Origin of the sequence: Pseudomonas sp. PA-7-1E (genome assembly GCF_021605325.1) — a bacterium.
In the GTDB taxonomy this organism is placed as follows: Bacteria; Pseudomonadota; Gammaproteobacteria; order Pseudomonadales; family Pseudomonadaceae; genus Aquipseudomonas; species Aquipseudomonas fluorescens_BV.
In genome coordinates this window covers 133493-152931 of sequence record NZ_WKFA01000006.1, presented here as the reverse complement: position 1 = coordinate 152931, position 19439 = coordinate 133493, and the positions used below count along the sequence as shown (strand labels likewise).

At 59.2% G+C, this 19439-nt stretch carries 19 protein-coding genes; 14 read left to right on the top strand and 5 right to left on the bottom strand.

The features are described 5' to 3' along the window. Nucleotides 1-81: 81 nt before the first annotated feature. Nucleotides 82-990, bottom strand: a complete 909-nt coding sequence (locus GIW79_RS06270) for a flagellar protein MotY (protein WP_236453982.1) — start codon at nucleotides 988-990, stop codon at nucleotides 82-84. 156 nt (nucleotides 991-1146) lie between these two features. On the opposite strand from GIW79_RS06270, the gene pyrC reads away from it, so the two are divergent. Together pyrC and rnt are read left to right on the top strand one after the other, a co-directional pair. Next, a complete protein-coding gene (gene pyrC / locus GIW79_RS06265) occupies nucleotides 1147-2193 on the top strand; it encodes a dihydroorotase (protein WP_032893318.1) in 1047 nt (348 codons plus the stop codon). Further along, entirely contained in the window at nucleotides 2190-2861 is a 672-nt protein-coding gene (gene rnt / locus GIW79_RS06260; RefSeq protein WP_003188980.1) for a ribonuclease T, read from the top strand. Before pyrC ends, rnt begins: the two co-directional genes overlap by 4 nt. 65 nt (nucleotides 2862-2926) lie before the next feature. Here the strand turns inward: rnt and GIW79_RS06255 are convergent, their stop codons facing one another. Continuing rightward, nucleotides 2927-3529: a peroxiredoxin gene (locus GIW79_RS06255; protein ID WP_003172097.1), complete on the bottom strand. Its 603-nt coding sequence runs from the start codon at nucleotides 3527-3529 to the stop codon at nucleotides 2927-2929. 243 nt (nucleotides 3530-3772) lie between these two features. Between GIW79_RS06255 and GIW79_RS06250 the strand changes: the two genes are divergently transcribed. Beyond that, the gene (locus tag GIW79_RS06250; RefSeq protein WP_017526354.1) at nucleotides 3773-3991 is read left to right on the top strand and encodes a bacterioferritin-associated ferredoxin; all 219 of its coding nucleotides are present in this window, start codon (nucleotides 3773-3775) and stop codon (nucleotides 3989-3991) included. Between the two features lie 200 nt (nucleotides 3992-4191). Beyond that, entirely contained in the window at nucleotides 4192-4662 is a 471-nt protein-coding gene (gene bfr / locus GIW79_RS06245) for a bacterioferritin (RefSeq protein WP_054898039.1), read from the top strand. 68 nt (nucleotides 4663-4730) lie between these two features. Here bfr and grxD read toward each other — a convergent pair whose 3' ends face one another. Beyond that, complete coding sequence (gene grxD, locus GIW79_RS06240; RefSeq protein ID WP_054898038.1) at nucleotides 4731-5069, bottom strand: Grx4 family monothiol glutaredoxin; 339 nt, start codon at nucleotides 5067-5069, stop codon at nucleotides 4731-4733. A 77-nt stretch (nucleotides 5070-5146) separates the two neighbouring features. Continuing rightward, entirely contained in the window at nucleotides 5147-7255 is a 2109-nt protein-coding gene (locus tag GIW79_RS06235; protein WP_213153281.1) for a molybdopterin oxidoreductase family protein, read from the bottom strand. Between the two features lie 432 nt (nucleotides 7256-7687). On the opposite strand from GIW79_RS06235, the gene argF reads away from it, so the two are divergent. After that, nucleotides 7688-8608 (top strand): ornithine carbamoyltransferase, encoded by a 921-nt coding sequence (gene argF / locus GIW79_RS06230; RefSeq protein WP_034126463.1) that lies wholly within the window; start codon nucleotides 7688-7690, stop codon nucleotides 8606-8608. Then, nucleotides 8605-9714 carry an ABC transporter ATP-binding protein gene (locus tag GIW79_RS06225; protein WP_034126462.1) on the top strand — a complete coding sequence of 370 codons (1110 nt, stop codon included), beginning with the start codon at nucleotides 8605-8607 and terminating at the stop codon, nucleotides 9712-9714. Before argF ends, GIW79_RS06225 begins: the two co-directional genes overlap by 4 nt. Nucleotides 9715-9848: 134 nt before the next feature. On the opposite strand, the gene ybaK is transcribed toward GIW79_RS06225, so the two are convergent. Beyond that, on the bottom strand, nucleotides 9849-10319 hold the full coding sequence (gene ybaK, locus GIW79_RS06220; protein ID WP_054897716.1) for a Cys-tRNA(Pro) deacylase: 471 nt from the start codon (nucleotides 10317-10319) through the stop codon (nucleotides 9849-9851). Between the two features lie 325 nt (nucleotides 10320-10644). On the opposite strand from ybaK, the gene GIW79_RS06215 reads away from it, so the two are divergent. From GIW79_RS06215 to GIW79_RS06180, 8 genes are all read left to right on the top strand, one after another. Beyond that, nucleotides 10645-11502, top strand: coding sequence for an MIP/aquaporin family protein (locus tag GIW79_RS06215; protein WP_014717136.1), 858 nt, complete (start codon nucleotides 10645-10647; stop codon nucleotides 11500-11502). A gap of 76 nt (nucleotides 11503-11578) precedes the next feature. Then, nucleotides 11579-13084, top strand: a complete 1506-nt coding sequence (gene glpK, locus GIW79_RS06210) for a glycerol kinase GlpK (protein ID WP_032893327.1) — start codon at nucleotides 11579-11581, stop codon at nucleotides 13082-13084. 94 nt (nucleotides 13085-13178) lie between these two features. Continuing rightward, nucleotides 13179-13934 carry a DeoR/GlpR family transcriptional regulator gene (locus GIW79_RS06205; RefSeq protein WP_003188962.1) on the top strand — a complete coding sequence of 252 codons (756 nt, stop codon included), beginning with the start codon at nucleotides 13179-13181 and terminating at the stop codon, nucleotides 13932-13934. A 259-nt stretch (nucleotides 13935-14193) separates the two neighbouring features. Further along, nucleotides 14194-15732: a glycerol-3-phosphate dehydrogenase gene (gene glpD, locus GIW79_RS06200; protein ID WP_236453980.1), complete on the top strand. Its 1539-nt coding sequence runs from the start codon at nucleotides 14194-14196 to the stop codon at nucleotides 15730-15732. Between the two features lie 362 nt (nucleotides 15733-16094). Beyond that, nucleotides 16095-17021, top strand: coding sequence for a glutamate/aspartate ABC transporter substrate-binding protein (locus GIW79_RS06195; protein ID WP_003188957.1), 927 nt, complete (start codon nucleotides 16095-16097; stop codon nucleotides 17019-17021). Between the two features lie 194 nt (nucleotides 17022-17215). After that, entirely contained in the window at nucleotides 17216-17962 is a 747-nt protein-coding gene (locus tag GIW79_RS06190) for an amino acid ABC transporter permease (RefSeq protein WP_014717132.1), read from the top strand. Further along, on the top strand, nucleotides 17962-18633 hold the full coding sequence (locus GIW79_RS06185) for an amino acid ABC transporter permease (protein ID WP_003188954.1): 672 nt from the start codon (nucleotides 17962-17964) through the stop codon (nucleotides 18631-18633). The genes GIW79_RS06190 and GIW79_RS06185 overlap by 1 nt, the downstream gene beginning before the upstream one ends. Further along, nucleotides 18630-19364 (top strand): amino acid ABC transporter ATP-binding protein, encoded by a 735-nt coding sequence (locus GIW79_RS06180; RefSeq protein WP_003188952.1) that lies wholly within the window; start codon nucleotides 18630-18632, stop codon nucleotides 19362-19364. The genes GIW79_RS06185 and GIW79_RS06180 overlap by 4 nt, the downstream gene beginning before the upstream one ends. Nucleotides 19365-19439 lie beyond the last annotated feature (75 nt).

The following is a 19439-nucleotide window of genomic DNA, read 5'->3' as shown; positions in this document are numbered from 1 at the left end:
AAACCGTGAAATTACAGGGGCGCGACAGCAAATGAAGATAAAGCGACAGATTATGTCGAGTGGGCGACCGATGGTCGCCTCTTATGAGGTAGCCGCCGAGTTGCTCGGCGCAGTGGCCTGAGGCGCCGGTTTCTCTGGGGCAGCCACCCGCTCAAGCTGAATATTTACACGGCGGTTACGCGCACGGTTGGTGGCATTAGTGTTGGGCGCCAAGGGGTAGCTTTCGCCATGGAAGCGCATCGTGATTTGCGATTCCTGAATGCCGTTGGCCTTGAAGTAGTCCATCACCGCCAGGGCGCGGCGCCGTGAGACGTCACGGTTGGTCAGGCGATTGCCACTGTTATCGGAATGACCGTTCAACTCGACATGATTGACCGTGGGATCGGCTTTCATGAATGCCAGGATCACCGACAACTTCTTCTTGGCCGCCGCGTCCAGCTCAATACCACCACCGGGGAAGCCCACTTCAGTCTGTTTGACCTGGTCGTAATTCATGGGCAGCAGCTTGGTGGTGCACACCTGATAATCGTTGTACGCCTTGTTGAACTTCACAGGCAGCAGGCGAATTTCCGAGTAGCCGCCTTGACGCCCGTAATGCCGCACGGTCGGGCTGCGCCCTTCAAGCAAACCCGTGAACAGGCGGCCGGCCTGGGCCTGGGAGCTATTGAACAGGACGTCGCCGCTGCCGACACGCACGGCCCCAAGGTTGATATCACCTCGGCCCGGCTGCCACGGCGCGGCCGCGGCCAATAAGGTTGCCGAGCCGGCGCCAAGAGTGCCGCCATAGGTTTTCAGACGAAACGTTGCCTGCTCGCCGGCCCGGCGCACGAACTCACCGGAACCGAAATCGGTGATCGGCTGGGTCAGGCGGCACTCGAACTGATCGCCCTCCACCTTCCACTCAATATTCTCCAGACGTGTCTGGAACGTGAGGGCCGCCGCAGGCAGGCTGGCGAACACACTGAGCAGGGCTAGATAATACTGGCGCACGGGAGGCTCCACTGGTTTCTACAACACTTCAAAGCGTCATACATCGTTAAGGCATACCCGGAGATATCGGTAGCATCCGGCAAAACTTGATAGCGAGTGCCTGCAAGAGTCTTTTCCGGTAGCATTCCCACCAGATTGACCCGCCTGGAATCCCCAATGTCCGACCGCCTGACCCTGCTGCGTCCCGACGACTGGCATATTCATCTTCGCGATGGTGCTGCGTTACCCCAAACCGTGGCCGATGTGGCCCGCACGTTTGGCCGTGCCATCATCATGCCTAACCTGGTACCTCCGGTGCGCAATGCCGCAGAAGCCGACGCCTATCGCCAGCGCATCCTCGCTGCACGACCGGCCGGCAGCCGCTTCGAACCGTTGATGGTGCTCTACCTGACCGACCGCACCCAGCCTGAAGAAATTCGTGAAGCCAAGGCCAGCGGTTATGTGCACGCCGCCAAGCTGTACCCGGCAGGTGCGACCACCAACTCCGATTCCGGTGTAACCAGTATCGACAAGATCCTGCCGGCGATCGAAGCCATGGCGGAGGTCGGCATGCCATTGCTGATCCACGGGGAAGTCACCCGTGGCGACGTGGATGTGTTCGATCGCGAAAAAATCTTCATCGATGAACACATGCGTCGTGTGGTCGAGTTGTTCCCTACGCTCAAAGTGGTGTTTGAACACATCACCACCGCCGATGCGGTGCAGTTCGTCAGCGAAGCGTCGGCCAACGTTGGCGCGACCATCACCGCTCATCACCTGCTCTACAACCGCAACCACATGCTGGTGGGCGGGATTCGGCCGCATTTCTATTGCCTGCCTATTCTCAAGCGCAATACCCACCAGGTCGCACTGCTGGATGCCGCCACCAGCGGCAGCCCGAAGTTCTTCCTCGGCACCGACTCTGCGCCACACGCCCAGCACGCCAAGGAAGCCGCATGCGGCTGCGCCGGCTGCTACACCGCGTTTGCCGCCATCGAGTTGTACGCCGAAGCTTTCGAACAGCGTAACGCGCTGGACAAACTCGAAGGTTTCGCCAGCCTCAACGGCCCGCGTTTCTACGGCCTGCCGGCGAATACCGACCGCATTACCCTGGTCCGTGAAGACTGGACCGCCCCTGCCAGCCTGCCGTTTGGCGAACTGACCGTTATCCCGCTGCGCGCCGGTGAAACACTGCGCTGGCGCCTGCTGGAGGAAAGCAAGTGAGTGAAGACCATTACGACGACGAACAAGAGCACGGCGGTGGCGGCTCGCGCCATCCGATGGCCGAGCGTTTTCGCGGCTATCTGCCGGTCGTCATCGACGTAGAAACCGGTGGTTTCAACTGCGCCACCGACGCCTTGCTGGAAATCGCCGCAACCACCATCGGCATGGACGAACAGGGCTTTGTGTACCCGGAACACACCCATTTCTTCCGCGTCGAGCCGTTTGAAGGCGCCAATATCGAAGCCGCTGCCCTGGAATTCACCGGGATCAAGCTCGACCACCCACTGCGTATGGCGGTAAGTGAAGAAGCGGCGCTGACCGATATCTTCCGTGGCGTGCGCAAGGCGTTGAAGGCCAATGGCTGCAAACGTGCGATCCTGGTCGGCCACAACAGCAGTTTCGACCTGGGCTTCCTGAACGCCGCCGTGGCGCGGCTGGACATGAAGCGCAACCCGTTTCATCCGTTCTCCAGTTTCGACACCGCAACGCTTGCCGGCCTGGCCTACGGTCAGACCGTTCTGGCCAAAGCCTGCCAGGCGGCCGGTATCGACTTTGACGGGCGTGAAGCCCACTCGGCCCGCTACGACACCGAAAAGACCGCCGAGCTGTTCTGCGGCATCGTCAATCGGTGGAAACAGATGGGCGGCTGGGAAGACTTCAACGACTGAAGGCAAATCCCACGCATAAAAAAACCGGCCTTTTCAGGCCGGTTTTTTTGTACCGTGACGTTGGCTTACAGCTTGCCAGCGTTCTCGGTCAGGTAAGCCGCAACGCCTTCTGGCGAAGCGTTCATGCCTTTGTCGCCTTTTTTCCAGTTGGCAGGGCAGACTTCGCCGTGCTCTTCGTGGAATTGCAGCGCGTCGACCAGGCGGATCAGCTCTTCCATGTTACGGCCCAGCGGCAGGTCGTTGATGATCTGCGAGCGCACAACGCCCTTGTCGTCGATCAGGAACGCGCCACGGAACGCCACGCCGCCTTCGGACTCAACGTCGTAGGCCTTGGCGATGTCGTGCTTCATGTCGGCAGCCATGGTGTATTTGACTTTGCCGATGCCGCCGTCGTTGATGGCGGTGTTGCGCCAGGCGTTGTGGGTGAAATGGGAGTCGATGGAAACCGCGACCACTTCAACATTGCGCGCTTTGAAATCGTCCATGCGGTGGTCCAGGGCGATCAGCTCTGAAGGGCAGACGAAGGTGAAGTCCAGCGGGTAGAAGAACACCAGGCCGTATTTGCCTTTGATGGCTTCAGACAGCTTGAAGCTGTCTACGATTTCGCCATTGCCGAGGACGGCTGGTACGTCGAAATCCGGGGCTTGTTTACCGACGAGTACGCTCATTGGATATCTCCTGATATAGGGGTGACGATTGAAGTAAAAGGACCGGTCGAGTCTGCCTGTGGAAACAGACAGAAATATGACGCAATCACGCTTCGTGAAGACCGACCATCATACACCGAAAAAACCGTTCGTCAGCGCACGGGCAATTCCCCCCGGATTGCTGCTGAAACTATTTTGACAATCATTCTCGTTAACATTAAGATCCATCGCACTTAAGCCATAAACCCGCGACGGTTCTCACTTATGTATGTCTGCCTCTGCACTGGCGTCACCGACGGACAAATCCGCGAAGCAATCTATGAAGGTTGCTGCAGCTACAAAGAAGTGCGTGAAACCACCGGCGTTGCCAGCCAGTGCGGCAAATGTGCTTGCCTGGCCAAGCAAGTGGTACGGGAAACCCTGACGCAGCTGCAAACAGCCCAGGCCGCACTCCCCTACTCGACAGAATTTACACACGCCTGATAGGCATGTTTTAAAGAACCGGACCTTGTGTCCGGTTTTTTTATGCCTGTAATTCAATTAGTTAGAGCCAAGACGCGGAACACAAACATTCTTATTCCGATTAATTTTCATTTATTATTCAATAACTTAGGTTTGACACTAGGATTTTCACCGCTCAGACTCCTCCCTATACACAGCTATTACAGGGCAGGACCCCAGTCATGAAAGGCGACATCTCAGTCATCCAGCAACTCAACAAAATCCTTGCCAATGAACTGGTCGCGATCAATCAGTACTTCCTGCATGCGCGCATGTACGATGACTGGGGCCTGGAAAAGCTCGGCAAGCGTGAATACAAAGAATCGATCAAGGCCATGAAGGACGCCGACGCGCTGATCAAGCGCATCCTGTTCCTGGAAGGCCTGCCGAACGTGCAGGACCTGGGCAAGCTGAACATCGGCGAGCACACCCAGGAAATGATCAGCAGCGACCTGGGCTTTGAGCGCAAGAGCCACAGCGACCTGAAGGCTGGTATCGCTCACTGCGAAACCAAGGGCGATTTCGGCAGCCGTGAACTGTTGGAAGATATCCTGGAAGATCAGGAAGAGCATATCGACTGGCTTGAAACCCAGTTGGGCCTGATCGACAAGGTCAGCCTGGAGAATTACCTGCAATCGCAGATGGGTGAATAACCCGTAGCGTTCAGGCACAAAAAAGCCCCGCTCTCACCAGAGAAGCGGGGCTTTTTATTGCTCGCCAATTAGGCGTCAGTCTTGACTGCTGCTTTTTGCGCTGCGTCTTTGATCAGCGCTTGCAGCGAGCCATCAGCTGCCATTTCAGTGATGATGTCGCTACCGCCAACCAGCTCACCGGCTACCCACAACTGCGGGAAAGTCGGCCAGTTGGCGTACTTTGGCAGGTTGGCGCGGATTTCAGGGTTTTGCAGGATATCCACGTAAGCGAACTTCTCGCCACATGCCATCACAGCCTGGGACGCTTTTGCGGAGAAACCGCACTGAGGCGCGTTAGGTGCGCCCTTCATGTAAAGCAGAATGGTGTTGTTGGCAATCTGCTCTTTGATCGTTTCGATGATATCCATGGAACACCTCTGCAGGAACTTTGCGACTCACGGGTCGGCACGGTGGCGCATTGTAACGCAAAAATCCAGCAGGATGCTCAGGCCGCCGCCACCTTCACCGGTACGCCGTTGAGCGCCGCATTACCCGACAACTCGTCCAATTGCCGCTCGTCGGTCAAGTCATTGGCACTCGCCCCCGGCTGGCTGCTCGCGATGCTCATCTGCACGCCCGGACGACCGTGGCCCCAGCCGTGAGGCAGGCTGACCACACCCGGCATCATGTCCGTGCTGGCCGCTACTTCCACCTCGACCATACCGATACGCGAACTCACCCGCACCCGCTGGCCATCGCTCAACTGACGGCTAGCCAGATCATCGGGGTGCATCAGTAGTTGATGGCGTGGCTTACCCTTCACCAGTCGGTGATAGTTATGCATCCAGGAATTATTGCTGCGCACATGCCGCCTGCCAATCAATAGCAGTTCGTCGGCCACCGGCACCGGCTGCGCGGCGAAACGCGCCAGGTCTGCCAGGATCACGGCCGGTGCCGCTTGCACCTTGCCATCCGCGGTTTTCAAACGTGCCACGAGGTTGGGCTTGAGCGGCCCCAGGTCGACGCCATGGGGATGATCCGCCAACATCGCCACCGACAGTTTATGACTGGATGCGTCACCATAGGCACCCGCACGCAGCCCGAAGTCGATCATCTGTGCCGGTGGCAGGGTGGGCTTGAGCACCGCGCCAGTGTGCGCCGCAAACGCCTTGGCCAGGCCGACAAAGATCTCCCAGTCATGCAACGCACCCTCAGGCTTGGGCAGGATGGCGCGATTGAAGCGTGTGACATTGCGTACCGCGAACAGATTGAAGGTGGTGTCGTAGTGATCGTTTTCCAGCGCCGAGGTGGACGGCAGGATCAGGTCGGCATAACGCGTGGTCTCGTTGATATACAGGTCGATGCTGACCATGAACTCCAACCCGTCCAGGGCTTGTTCCAATTGGCGGCCGTTAGGCGTGGACAGTACCGGGTTGCCGGCCACCGTCACCAGGGCGCGGATCTGCCCATCACCCTCGGTCAGCATTTCTTCGGCCAGCGCCGACACCGGCAGTTCTCCGCCGTACTCCGGCCGCCCGGACACGCGGCTCTGCCAGCGGTTGAAATGGCCGCCGCTGGTGGAGGCCACCAGGTCCACCGCGGGACTGGTGCAGAGCGCGCCGCCGACACGGTCCAGGTTGCCGGTCACCAGGTTGATCAGTTGCACCAGCCAATGGCACAGGGTGCCAAACGCTTGGGTCGAGACCCCCATGCGGCCATAACAGACGGCCTTGTCAGCGCCGGCGAAGTCCCTGGCCAACTGGCGAATCTGCTCGGCAGGCACCGCACACTGGCGGCTCATGGCCTCGGCATCGAAGCCGGCAATCGCCTTGCGTACATCATCCAGGCCTTGCACCGGCAAATGGCTGTCGCGTGTCAGCCCTTCGGAGAACAAAGTGTTGAGCACCCCAAACAACAATGCCGCATCGCCGCCGGGGCGTACGAACACGTGCTGGTCCGCGATGGCTGCCGTCTCGCTGCGCCGAGGGTCGACCACCACCACTTTTCCGCCCCGCGCCTGGATGGCCTTGAGGCGTTTCTCCACATCGGGCACGGTCATGATGCTGCCATTGGAAGCCAGCGGGTTGCCGCCGAGAATCAACATGAAGTCGGTCTGGTCGATATCGGGTATGGGCAACAACAGGCCGTGGCCGTACATCAGGTGACTGGTGAGGTGATGAGGCAGTTGGTCTACCGAGGTCGCGGAAAAACGATTGCGCGTCTTCAACAGCCCTAGAAAGTAGTTGCTGTGGGTCATCAACCCATAGTTATGCACGCTTGGGTTGCCCTGATACACCGCCACCGCGTTCTGCCCATGCCGCGCCTGGATACCCGCAAGCCGCTCGGCCACCAGGGCAAAGGCTTCATCCCAGCCAATCGGCTGCCATTCGCTGCCCACCCGCCGCATGGGTTGGTGCAGGCGGTCCGGGTCATTCTGGATGTCCTGCAGGGCCACCGCCTTGGGGCAGATGTGGCCGCGACTGAAACTGTCCAGAGGGTCGCCCTTGATCGAGGTGATCGCCAGGCTACCGTCTTCGGCTTGGGTGGTTTCCAGGGTGAGGCCGCAGATGGCTTCGCACAGGTGGCAGGCACGGTGGTGGAGAGTCTTGGTCATGGCCAGTCTCTTTTATAGGGGCTTTGACTCAACTATGGGCCGCGACCACTTGGCGCGCCAGCAACCTTCGCGTTGTGAATCGACGGGCATAGGCCAGGGCATGGCTAAACATGAGCAAATGTTTCAGAAACCTTGTCAGCAGGCGCTGAAACCGACGCGACCTGGCCCAAGCCGCCCCCGCGCATTGCAAAAGGCCTGGACGCCAGTGTACAAATGGCTCGCTGCTGTCAGGAAATCGTCTTCAAACGCGCGCCAGCGCCCTGCTTGAACACCCCTAAAGCCGTAGCCCTATTGGTAAAACGCGACATTTAATGTCAATATCGCGTCTTCCCCTATTTCGTCGCCCCGTGCGGCTTTCGCCGCAGGTCTCGCCCGTTGTCGCAATAAACAAGGCTTTGAGTATCTGCGGTCTGTTGCAAAAGGTAGTTAATGATGAGCGCAAGGCACTTTCTCTCCCTGATGGATTGCACGCCCGAAGAGCTGGTCAGCGTGATCCGTCGAGGCATTGAGCTTAAAGACCTGCGTAACCGCGGTGTACTGTTTGAGCCGTTGAAAAACCGGGTACTCGGGATGATTTTCGAAAAGTCCTCGACCCGCACACGCCTGTCGTTCGAAGCCGGCATGATCCAGCTGGGTGGCCAGGCCATCTTCCTGTCACCGCGCGACACCCAACTGGGCCGTGGTGAGCCGATCAGCGATTGCGCCATCGTGATGTCGCGCATGCTCGATGCCGTGATGATCCGTACCTTCGCCCACAGCACCTTGACCGAATTTGCCGCCAACTCCCGTGTGCCCGTGATCAACGGCCTGTCCGATGACCTGCACCCCTGCCAGTTGCTGGCCGACATGCAAACCTTCCTCGAGCACCGTGGCTCGATCCAAGGCAAGACCGTGGCCTGGATCGGCGATGGCAACAACATGTGCAACAGCTATATAGAAGCGGCGATCCAGTTCGACTTCCACCTGCGCATCGCCTGCCCTGAAGGCTACGAGCCCAGCGCCGAGTTCATGGCCAAGGCCGATGGCCGTGTGCAACTGCTGCGCGATCCGAAAGACGCAGTGGTCGGCGCGCACCTGGTCAGCACCGACGTCTGGACCTCCATGGGCCAGGAAGACGAAACCGCCAAGCGCCTGGCCCAGTTCGCGCCGTTCCAGGTGACCCGTGCGTTGCTCGACCTGGCCGCGCCAGACGTGCTGTTCATGCACTGCCTGCCCGCCCACCGGGGCGAAGAAATCAGCCAGGACCTGCTCGACGATTCGCGCTCAGTCGCGTGGGATCAGGCCGAGAACCGCCTGCATGCGCAAAAAGCCTTGCTCGAATTCCTCGTACCACCGTCGTACCACCACGCATGAGCCAGTCATTACTGCTGAACCTGCGCAATCTGGCATGCGGCTATCAAGACCAGCGCGTCGTGCAGAACCTCAACCTGCACCTCAACGCCGGCGATATCGGTTGCCTGCTCGGCTCTTCAGGGTGTGGCAAGACCACTACCCTGCGCGCGATTGCTGGCTTTGAGCCGGTGCATGAAGGCGAAATCAGCCTGGCGGGCGAAGTCATCTCCCGTGCCGGTTTCACCCTCGCCCCGGAAAAACGTCGTATCGGCATGGTGTTCCAGGACTACGCGTTGTTCCCGCACCTGAGCGTGGCTGACAACATCGCCTTTGGCATTCGCAAGCACCCGCAAAAAGAGCGCGTAGTTGCCGAGTTGCTGGAACTGGTCAACTTGAAGAACCTGGGCAAGCGCTTCCCCCATGAGCTTTCCGGTGGTCAGCAACAACGCGTCGCTCTCGCCCGGGCCCTGGCGCCGGAGCCGCAACTGCTGTTGCTGGATGAACCCTTTTCCAACCTCGATGGCGAACTGCGCCGCAAGCTCAGCCATGAAGTGCGCGACATCCTCAAGGCTCGCGGCACCAGCGCGATCCTGGTAACCCATGATCAGGAAGAGGCCTTCGCCGTCAGCGATCACGTCGGGGTCTTCAAGGAAGGCCGCCTTGAGCAGTGGGACACGCCCTACAACCTCTATCACGAACCGCAGACGCCTTACGTCGCCAGTTTCATCGGCCAAGGGTATTTCATCCGTGGTCGGCTGAACTCGCCCGAATCGGTCAGCACTGAACTGGGCGACCTGCGCGGCAACCGTGCCTACACCTTGCCGACCGGCGCTGCGGTGGACGTGCTGCTGCGCCCGGACGATATCGTGTATGCGCCGGACAGCGCGTTGAAAGCCCGGATCGTCGGCAAGACCTTCCTCGGCGCCTCAACGCTGTACCGGTTACAGCTGCCGACCGGCGCTCAGCTGGAGTCGATTTTCCCCAGCCATGCCGATCACCAAGTGGGCGCGGAGGTGGGGATTCGTGTGGCGGCTGAGCATTTGGTGGTGTTCCAGGCATCCGGCAGCACAGCGGCGCAAATTCCTGCTGTTGAGTCAGGCGTGCGCCGCCACAGCGTCGCTCACTGATAAAACCGGGTCGGGATGTAGGAGCTGGCTTGCCTGCGATGCAGACAACTCGGGTTATCTGTTACACCGCGTTGATGCTATCGCAGGCAAGCCAGCTCCCACATTTGATCCTCATAGACTTCAAAGAATGAATATCAGGCCCGCCCGATCGGTGCGAATTTGGCCTGGGTGTGTTCAGCCAACACCGCCGCTGGCAATTCAACTTCCAATCCTCTTCTGCCCGCGCTGACAAAAATCGTTGCAAAGGGTTGCGCCGTTTCATCGATAAACGTGCGCAGCCGCTTCTTCTGACCCAGCGGGCTGATGCCGCCCAACAGATAACCCGTGGAACGCTGCGCCGCTGCCGGGTCAGCCATTTCGACTTTCTTCACACCCGCAGCATGAGCCAGGGCTTTCAAGTCCAGACTTCCGACGACCGGCACAACCGCCACCAACAATTCACCCTTCTCACTGCTCGCCAGCAGCGTCTTGAACACCTGGGCCGGGTCCAGGCTCAATTTTTCCGCGGCCTCCAGCCCATACGAGGCTGCCTTGGGATCATGTTCATAACTATGCACATGATGTTCGGCGCGAACTTTTTTCAACAGGTCCAATGCAGGGGTCATAACGGCTCCGGGCGGGCAAACTGATGGCCAATTCTAGGCCAAGCCTACCTAAAACGCTCTAGCACAGACCTATCACCGCAAAAGCAACGCGCCTTGGCCATGATCATTCACCACACCAATAGTTCGGAAATGACCAATGGTTCACTTTCGACCTTTGACAGCGGTCATTCTTGTCTATATTTTTTCGTTTCCGAATACCGTAGGAATAATCCTCTGGTACTCCGCAGTAAGCCGCGATCCAGGATGGGGATCCTTCTCGTGGTGAATATCGCGCAACTGCCCGTTGAGGCCGTGCGCAAGACAAGAACAACAATTGAGGTTTTCCATGACAACTGCTCTTCAACAGCCTTCACTTTCGAGCCAATGCATGGCCGAATTCCTGGGCACCGCGCTGCTGATCTTCTTCGGTACAGGATGCGTCGCCGCGCTCAAGGTCGCGGGTGCGAGCTTTGGCTTATGGGAAATCAGTATCATCTGGGGGGTCGGCGTGAGCATGGCGATCTACCTGAGTGCCGGTATTTCCGGGGCTCACCTCAACCCGGCGGTCAGTATCGCCCTGTGCATCTTTGCCGATTTTGAAAAGCGCAAACTGCCCTTCTATATTCTTGCCCAGGTCGCCGGCGCCTTTTGCTCCGCCGCCCTGGTGTACACGCTCTACAGCAATCTGTTTTTCGATTACGAACAAACTCACCACATGGTCCGCGGCTCCCAAGCCAGCCTGGAATTGGCGTCGGTGTTCTCCACCTATCCCCATGCGCTGCTGAGCACGGCCCAGGCATTCCTGGTGGAGATGGTCATCACCGCCATCCTGATGGGCGTGATCATGGCTCTGACCGATGATAACAACGGCCTGCCACGCGGCCCCCTGGCCCCCCTGCTGATCGGTTTGCTGATCGCCGTAATCGGCAGCGCCATGGGCCCGTTGACTGGCTTTGCGATGAACCCGGCACGGGATTTCGGTCCCAAGCTGATGACCTTTTTCGCCGGTTGGGGTGAAATGGCCTTTACTGGCGGTCGCGATATTCCTTATTTCCTGGTGCCGATTTTCGCTCCGATTGTCGGCGCATGCCTGGGCGCTGCGGCCTATCGCGGGCTGATTGCTCGCCACCTGCCGAGCGCCGCACCGGCTATCGCTGAAGAAACACCTGACACGGCTGTCAACGGCAAGACTCGTATTTCCTGAAAGCGCCAGCCTGGTCCCCTGCCCTTCGCGGCCCAGGCTGATTTCTGACTTCCTTATTTCGTCCAAGGCAATTGACATGACCGACCTTCAGAATAAGAACTACATCATTGCCCTTGATCAGGGCACCACCAGTTCCCGGGCGATCATCTTCGATCGTGACGCCAACGTGGTGTGTACCGCCCAGCGTGAATTCGTCCAGCACTACCCGCAGGCTGGCTGGGTTGAACATGACCCGATGGAAATCTTCGCCACCCAGAGCGCGGTGATGGTCGAAGCGCTGGCGCAGGCCGGCCTGCACCATGACCAGGTGGCCGCCATCGGTATCACCAACCAGCGTGAAACCACGGTGGTCTGGGACAAGATCACCGGCCGCCCGATCTATAACGCTATTGTCTGGCAGTGCCGCCGCAGTACCGAGATCTGCCAGCAGCTCAAGCGCGACGGCCATGAGCAATACATCAGCGACACCACGGGCCTTGTGACCGACCCATACTTCTCCGGCACCAAGCTCAAGTGGATCCTCGACAACGTCGAAGGCAGTCGCGAACGTGCGCGCAATGGCGAACTGCTGTTCGGCACCGTCGACAGCTGGCTGATCTGGAAATTTACCGGCGGCAAGACCCACGTCACCGACTACACCAACGCGTCGCGCACCATGCTCTTCAACATCCACACCCTGGAGTGGGATGCGAAGATGCTGGAGATTCTCGACATCCCACGGGAAATGCTCCCTGAAGTGAAGTCGTCGTCGGAAATCTATGGCCGTACCAAGAGCGGCATCGCTATCGGTGGCATTGCCGGCGACCAGCAAGCGGCCCTGTTTGGCCAGATGTGCGTGGAAGCGGGCCAGGCCAAGAACACCTACGGCACCGGCTGCTTCCTGCTGATGAACACCGGCGACAAGGCGGTGAAATCCAAGCACGGCATGCTCACCACCATTGCCTGCGGCCCGCGCGGTGAGGTGGCCTATGCCCTGGAAGGCGCGGTCTTCAACGGTGGCTCCACCGTGCAATGGCTACGTGACGAGCTGAAGATCATCAACGATGCCCACGACACCGAATACTTTGCCGGCAAGGTCAAGGACAGCAACGGCGTGTACCTGGTACCCGCTTTCACCGGTCTCGGCGCGCCCTACTGGGACCCGTATGCCCGTGGCGCACTGTTCGGCCTGACCCGTGGCGTACGCGTAGACCACATTATTCGCGCAGCCCTGGAGTCGATTGCCTACCAGACCCGCGACGTCCTCGACGCCATGCAACAGGACTCGGGCGAACGCCTCAAGGCCCTGCGCGTGGACGGCGGCGCGGTTGCCAACAACTTCCTGATGCAATTCCAGGCCGACATCCTCGGCACCCAGGTAGAACGCCCGCAAATGCGCGAGACCACCGCCCTCGGCGCAGCCTACCTGGCGGGCCTGGCGTGTGGCTTCTGGGGCAGCCTGGACGAGTTGCGCGGCAAGGCGGTAATCGAGCGCGAGTTCGAGCCACAGCTGGACGAGGCGGCCAAAGAGAAACTCTACGCCGGCTGGCAAAAAGCTGTGAGCCGCACCCGTGACTGGGAGCCGCACGAAGGCGCCGAATAAGCCAAGCGCTGGCTTACGGCAGGTTGTAACTGGCAGGGAGCGGATTCCTGCGTCATCATGGGCCACTTTTGTATGGCAGCCCAAAGGACGCCCCATGAATCTGCCTCCCCGCCAACAACAAATCCTCGAACTGGTCCGCGAACGCGGGTACGTCAGTATCGAGGAAATGGCGCAGCTATTCGTTGTCACCCCGCAAACCATCCGCCGCGATATCAACCAGCTGGCGGACGCCAACCTGTTGCGCCGCTACCACGGCGGCGCAGCCTATGACTCCAGTGTCGAGAACACCGCGTACGCCATGCGTGCCGACCAGATGCGCGACGAGAAGCAACGCATCGGTGAAGCCATCGCCGCGCAGATTCCCGATCATGCCTCGCTGTTCATCAACATCGGCACCACCACCGAATCCATCGCCCGTGCGCTGCTCAATCACAGCCACCTGAAAATCATCACCAACAACCTCAACGTCGCCACCATGCTCAGTGCCAAGGACGACTTCGATGTGTTGCTCACCGGCGGCAATGTGCGCCGTGACGGTGGTGTGGTGGGCCAGGCCAGTGTCGACTTCATCAACCAGTTCAAGGTCGACTTTGCCCTGGTGGGCATCAGCGGGATCGACGAGGACGGCAGCCTGCTGGACTTCGATTACCAGGAGGTGCGGGTTTCCCAGGCAATCATCGCCAATGCGCGGCAGGTGATCCTGGCGGCGGACTCCAGCAAATTCGGGCGCAATGCCATGATTCGCCTGGGGCCGATCAGCCTGGTGGACTGCCTGGTGACTGACCAGCAGCCGGTGCCGGCGTTGGTGCAAGTGCTGAATGAGCACAAGGTGCGGCTGGAAGTCGTTTAGCGCCTGTTCAGGCGTCATCGCGGGCAAGCCCGACTCCCACAGTTTGAAATGCGATCAAATGTGGGAGCCGGGCTTGCCCGCGATGACGGCCTCACTCACACCCATACATTCACCTTTGTTCATAATTCTTCCTTTCTCCGCCCTTCGATGAGTTTTTTCAATCGAAGTCGGGTGGCTGTGCCCGCAATTATCAGCTACCATTTTCGCAAATGAACATTCATGTTCGAATTCCAAGACGAAAAGATCGCGAGGCCAGCCGATGAACCCTTCCACCTTGCCTGCTCCACCGCTTGCCGAAGTCTATGACGTAGCCGTAATTGGTGGTGGGATCAATGGCGTCGGGATTGCAGCAGACGCAGCCGGTCGCGGTTTGTCGGTATTCCTTTGCGAAAAGGATGACTTGGCCAGCCACACCTCATCGGCCAGCAGCAAGCTGATCCACGGTGGACTGCGTTACCTGGAGCATTACGAATTCCGTCTGGTGCGTGAAGCATTGGCCGAACGCGAAGTACTGCTGGCCAAGGCACCGCACATCGTCAAGCAAATGCGCTTCGTACTGCCGCACCGCCCGCACCTGCGCCCGGCCTGGATGATTCGTGCTGGTCTGTTCCTTTATGACCACTTGGGCAAGCGCGAAAAGCTCGCGGGTTCCAAAAGCCTCAAGTTCGGTGCCGACAGCCCGCTGAAAAGCGAAATCACCAAAGGCTTTGAATACTCCGACTGCTGGGTCGACGACGCCCGCCTGGTGGTACTCAACGCCATGGCTGCCCGCGAGAAAGGCGCGCACATCCACACCCAGACCCGTTGCGTCAGCGCCAAGCGCAGCAACGGCATGTGGGAAATGAACATGGAACGTGCCGACGGCAGCCTGTTCTCGATCCGCGCCCGCGCCCTGGTGAATGCCGCCGGCCCATGGGTGGCCAAATTCATCCGGGACGACCTGAAGCTGGATTCACCGTACGGCATTCGTCTGATCCAGGGCAGCCACCTGATCGTGCCGAGACTGTACGAGGGCGCTCACGCGCATATTCTGCAAAACGAAGACCAACGCATCGTCTTCACCATTCCGTACCTGAACCACTTGACCATCATCGGCACCACCGACCGCGAATACACCGGCGACCCGGCTGCAGTGGCGATCACCGAAGGTGAAACCGACTACATGCTTAAAGCGGTCAACGCGCACTTCAAGAAACAGCTGAGCCGCGACGATATCGTCCACACCTACTCCGGCGTGCGCCCACTGTGCAATGACGAGTCGGACAACCCGTCGGCTATTACGCGTGACTACACCCTGTCGCTGTCCGGCGGCACCGGCGAAGCGCCGATCCTGTCGGTGTTCGGTGGCAAGCTGACCACCTATCGCAAACTGGCTGAGTCGGCCATGGCCCAACTGGCGCCGTACTTCACCCAGATGCGCCCAAGCTGGACTGCCACAGCCAGCCTGCCCGGTGGCGAACACATGACTACCCCAGAAGCCCTGGCCGATGCCATCCGCGCCAAGTTCGACTGGGTACCGAGCGAGATCGCCCGTCGCTGGTCCACCACCTACGGCAGCCGCACTTGGCGCTTGCTGGAAGGCGTGCAATCGCTCGCCGATCTGGGTGACCACTTGGGTGGCGGCCTCTATACCCGCGAAGTCGACTACCTGTGCGCCGAAGAGTGGGTAACACAACCGCAGGACGTGCTGTGGCGCCGTACCAAGCTTGGCCTGTTCACCACGCCGCAAGAGCAGGAAAACCTGCAGCGCTACTTGTCCAAGGTCGAGCAGAACCGCAGCAAGATCGAAGCCGCCTGACCGCCCCAGTGTAGGAGCGAGCTTGCTCGCGAAAAACCCGAGAGCGCCGCGTTTATTCAGCATAAACGCGGCGTTTTTGCGTTTTTCGCGAGCAAGCTCGCTCCTACGGACTATTCGGTTTTCCGAACGCGCCCCTCTGCCCTATTCGGTTTGCCGGACTACCGACCGAAAATACTGCCGACACAAAAAGTTAATTTCCATATAAATCATGAAGTTATCCTTTTGTTTTCGGTATGGCACGACTCATGCTCTACACTCTTCAACGATTGCCTGAGGCGCCTTAGGAGCCGTCACGGGCAGTCGCTGTACAAGAGAGCCGTTCAGCTGGCTTCATAAAAAAAACAAATGTCGAGGAAGTATTGATGCGCATCGTTCCCCATATCCTGGGCGCAGCTATCGCTGCTGCTCTGATCAGCACTCCAGTTTTTGCCGCCGAACTCACCGGCACACTGAAGAAAATCAACGACTCCGGCACCATCACTCTCGCTCACCGCGACAGCTCCATTCCGTTTTCCTACATCGCGGATGGCTCGGGCAAACCCGTGGGCTACTCCCACGACATCCAGTTGGCCGTTGTCGAGCAACTGAAAAAAGACCTGAACAAACCCGACCTCAAAGCCAAGTACAACCTGGTGACCTCGCAAACCCGTATCCCGTTGATCCAGAACGGCACCGCGGATCTGGAGTGCGGCTCCACCACCAACAACACCGAACGCGCCCAGCAAGTTGATTTCACCGTCAACATCTTCGAAATCGGCACCCGCCTGCTGGTCAAGAAAGACAAGGAAGGCAAGCCGTCCTACGCTGACTTTGCCGACCTGAAAGGCAAAAACGTCGTGACCACCGCCGGTACCACGTCCGAGCGCATCATCAAGGCGATGAACGCCGACAAGCAGATGGGCATGAACGTTATCTCCGCCAAAGACCACGGCGAATCCTTCCAGATGCTCGAAAGCGGCCGCGCCGTTGCATTCATGATGGACGACGCCCTGCTGGCCGGTGAAGAAGCCAAGGCCAAGAAGCCGGACGACTGGGTCATTACCGGTACTCCGCAGTCCTTTGAAGCCTACGCTTGCATGGTTCGCAAAGGCGACCCGGACTTCAAGAAAGCCGTGGATGACGCCATTGTCGCCCTGTACAAGTCCGGCGAGATCAACAAGATCTACGCCAAATGGTTCGAAAGCCCGATCCCACCGAAAGGCCTGAACCTTAACTTCCCGATGAGCGACAAGGTCAAGGAGCTGATCGCTAACCCTAGCGACAAACCAGCGCCAGAAGTAAAAATCTGATACCTGACTAAGCTTATGTCCTGAGGGAGCCAACCCTCCCTCAGGCGTCTGTAATTACCTGCTGGTTTTAACTTGGAACACTCGACCTGGCGGTTTTCGAGCCGATCGTGTGTGCCTGGCGTTCAACGTCAGGCGGGAACGGATCTTCCCCAAGCGGGTGCTTGTACATCGATCGATCTCGAGGGGAGACCCTAATGAATTACAACTGGGACTGGGGCGTGTTCTTCAAGTCCACCGGCGTGGGCAGCGAGACTTATCTCGACTGGTACCTCTCCGGGCTGGGCTGGACCATCGCCATCGCTGTCGTGGCATGGATTATCGCCTTGCTGCTGGGCTCCATTCTGGGGGTCATGCGCACTGTGCCAAACCGCCTCGTATCGGGCATCGCGACCTGCTACGTGGAACTGTTTCGTAACGTGCCGCTGCTGGTTCAGCTGTTCATCTGGTACTTCCTGGTACCGGACATGCTGCCGCAGAACCTGCAGGACTGGTACAAACAAGACCTGAACCCGACCACCTCGGCCTACCTGAGCGTCGTGGTGTGCCTGGGCCTGTTCACCGCCGCCCGTGTGTGCGAGCAAGTGCGTACCGGTATCCAGGCGCTGCCACGCGGCCAGGAATCCGCGGCGCGCGCCATGGGCTTCAAGCTGCCGCAGATCTACTGGAACGTGCTGCTGCCCCAGGCTTACCGCATCATCATTCCGCCGCTTACCTCGGAATTCCTCAACGTGTTCAAGAACTCCTCCGTGGCGTCCTTGATCGGCTTGATGGAACTGCTGGCGCAAACCAAACAGACCGCCGAGTTCTCGGCCAACCTGTTTGAAGCCTTCACCCTGGCCACGCTGATCTACTTCACCTTGAACATGAGCCTGATGCTGCTGATGCGCGTGGTCGAGAAGAAAGTCGCAGTGCCCGGCCTGATCTCCGTGGGGGGCAAATAATGGACTTCGATTTCAGCGGCATCATCCCCGCCATTCCAGGCCTGTGGAACGGCATGGTCATGACCTTGAAGCTGATGGTCATGGGCGTGGTCGGCGGCATCATCATCGGGACCATCCTGGCCCTGATGCGCTTGTCGTCCAACAAACTGCTGTCCCGCGTGGCCGGCGCCTACGTGAACTACTTCCGCTCGATCCCCTTGCTGCTGGTGATCACCTGGTTCTACCTGGCGGTGCCGTTCGTACTGCGCTGGATCACCGGCGAAGACACGCCGATCGGTGCGTTCACCTCCTGCGTCGTGGCGTTCATGATGTTCGAGGCCGCGTACTTCTGCGAAATCGTACGAGCCGGTGTGCAGTCGATTCCCAAGGGCCAGATGGCGGCGGCACAAGCCATGGGCATGACCTACGGCCAGACCATGCGCCTGATCATCCTGCCCCAGGCGTTCCGCAAGATGACGCCGTTGCTGCTGCAACAGTCGATCATCCTGTTCCAGGACACCTCCCTGGTCTACACCGTGGGCCTGGTGGACTTCCTCAACTCCGCCCGCTCCAACGGCGACATCATCGGCCGCTCCAATGAGTTCCTGATCTTCGCCGGTGTCGTCTACTTCATCATCAGCTTTTCCGCCTCGCTGCTGGTCAAGCGTCTGCAAAAAAGGTTTGCCGTATGATCTCTATCAAGAACATCAACAAGTGGTATGGCGACTTCCAGGTGCTGACCGATTGCAGCACCGAGGTTAAAAAAGGCGAAGTGATCGTGGTGTGCGGGCCATCCGGCTCGGGCAAATCCACCCTGATCAAGTGCGTCAACGCACTGGAACCGTTCCAGAAGGGCGACATCGTGGTCGACGGCACCTCCATCGCCGACCCGAAGACCAACCTGCCAAAACTGCGTTCGCGCGTAGGCATGGTGTTCCAGCACTTCGAGCTGTTCCCGCACCTGACCATCACCGAAAACCTGACCATCGCGCAGATCAAGGTGCTGGGCCGCAGCAAGGAAGAGGCCACCAAGAAGGGCCTGCAACTGCTCGACCGCGTGGGCTTGTCGGCACACGCCCACAAGCACCCTGGCCAACTCTCCGGCGGCCAGCAACAACGTGTGGCGATTGCCCGCGCCCTGGCCATGGACCCGATCGTCATGCTGTTCGACGAACCGACCTCGGCGCTGGACCCGGAAATGGTCAACGAAGTGCTCGACGTGATGGTGCAACTGGCCCACGAAGGCATGACCATGATGTGCGTGACCCACGAAATGGGCTTTGCGCGCAAAGTGGCCGACCGCGTGATCTTCATGGACGCCGGCAAGATCATCGAAGACTGCCCGAAAGAAGAGTTCTTCGGCGACATCAGCGCCCGCTCCGAGCGTGCGCAGCACTTCCTCGAGAAAATCCTGCAGCACTAAAAGCAACACCGTTCGTCCTGTAGGAGCCGGGCTTGTGTGGGAGCTGGCTTGCCTGCGATGGCATCGCCTCGGTGC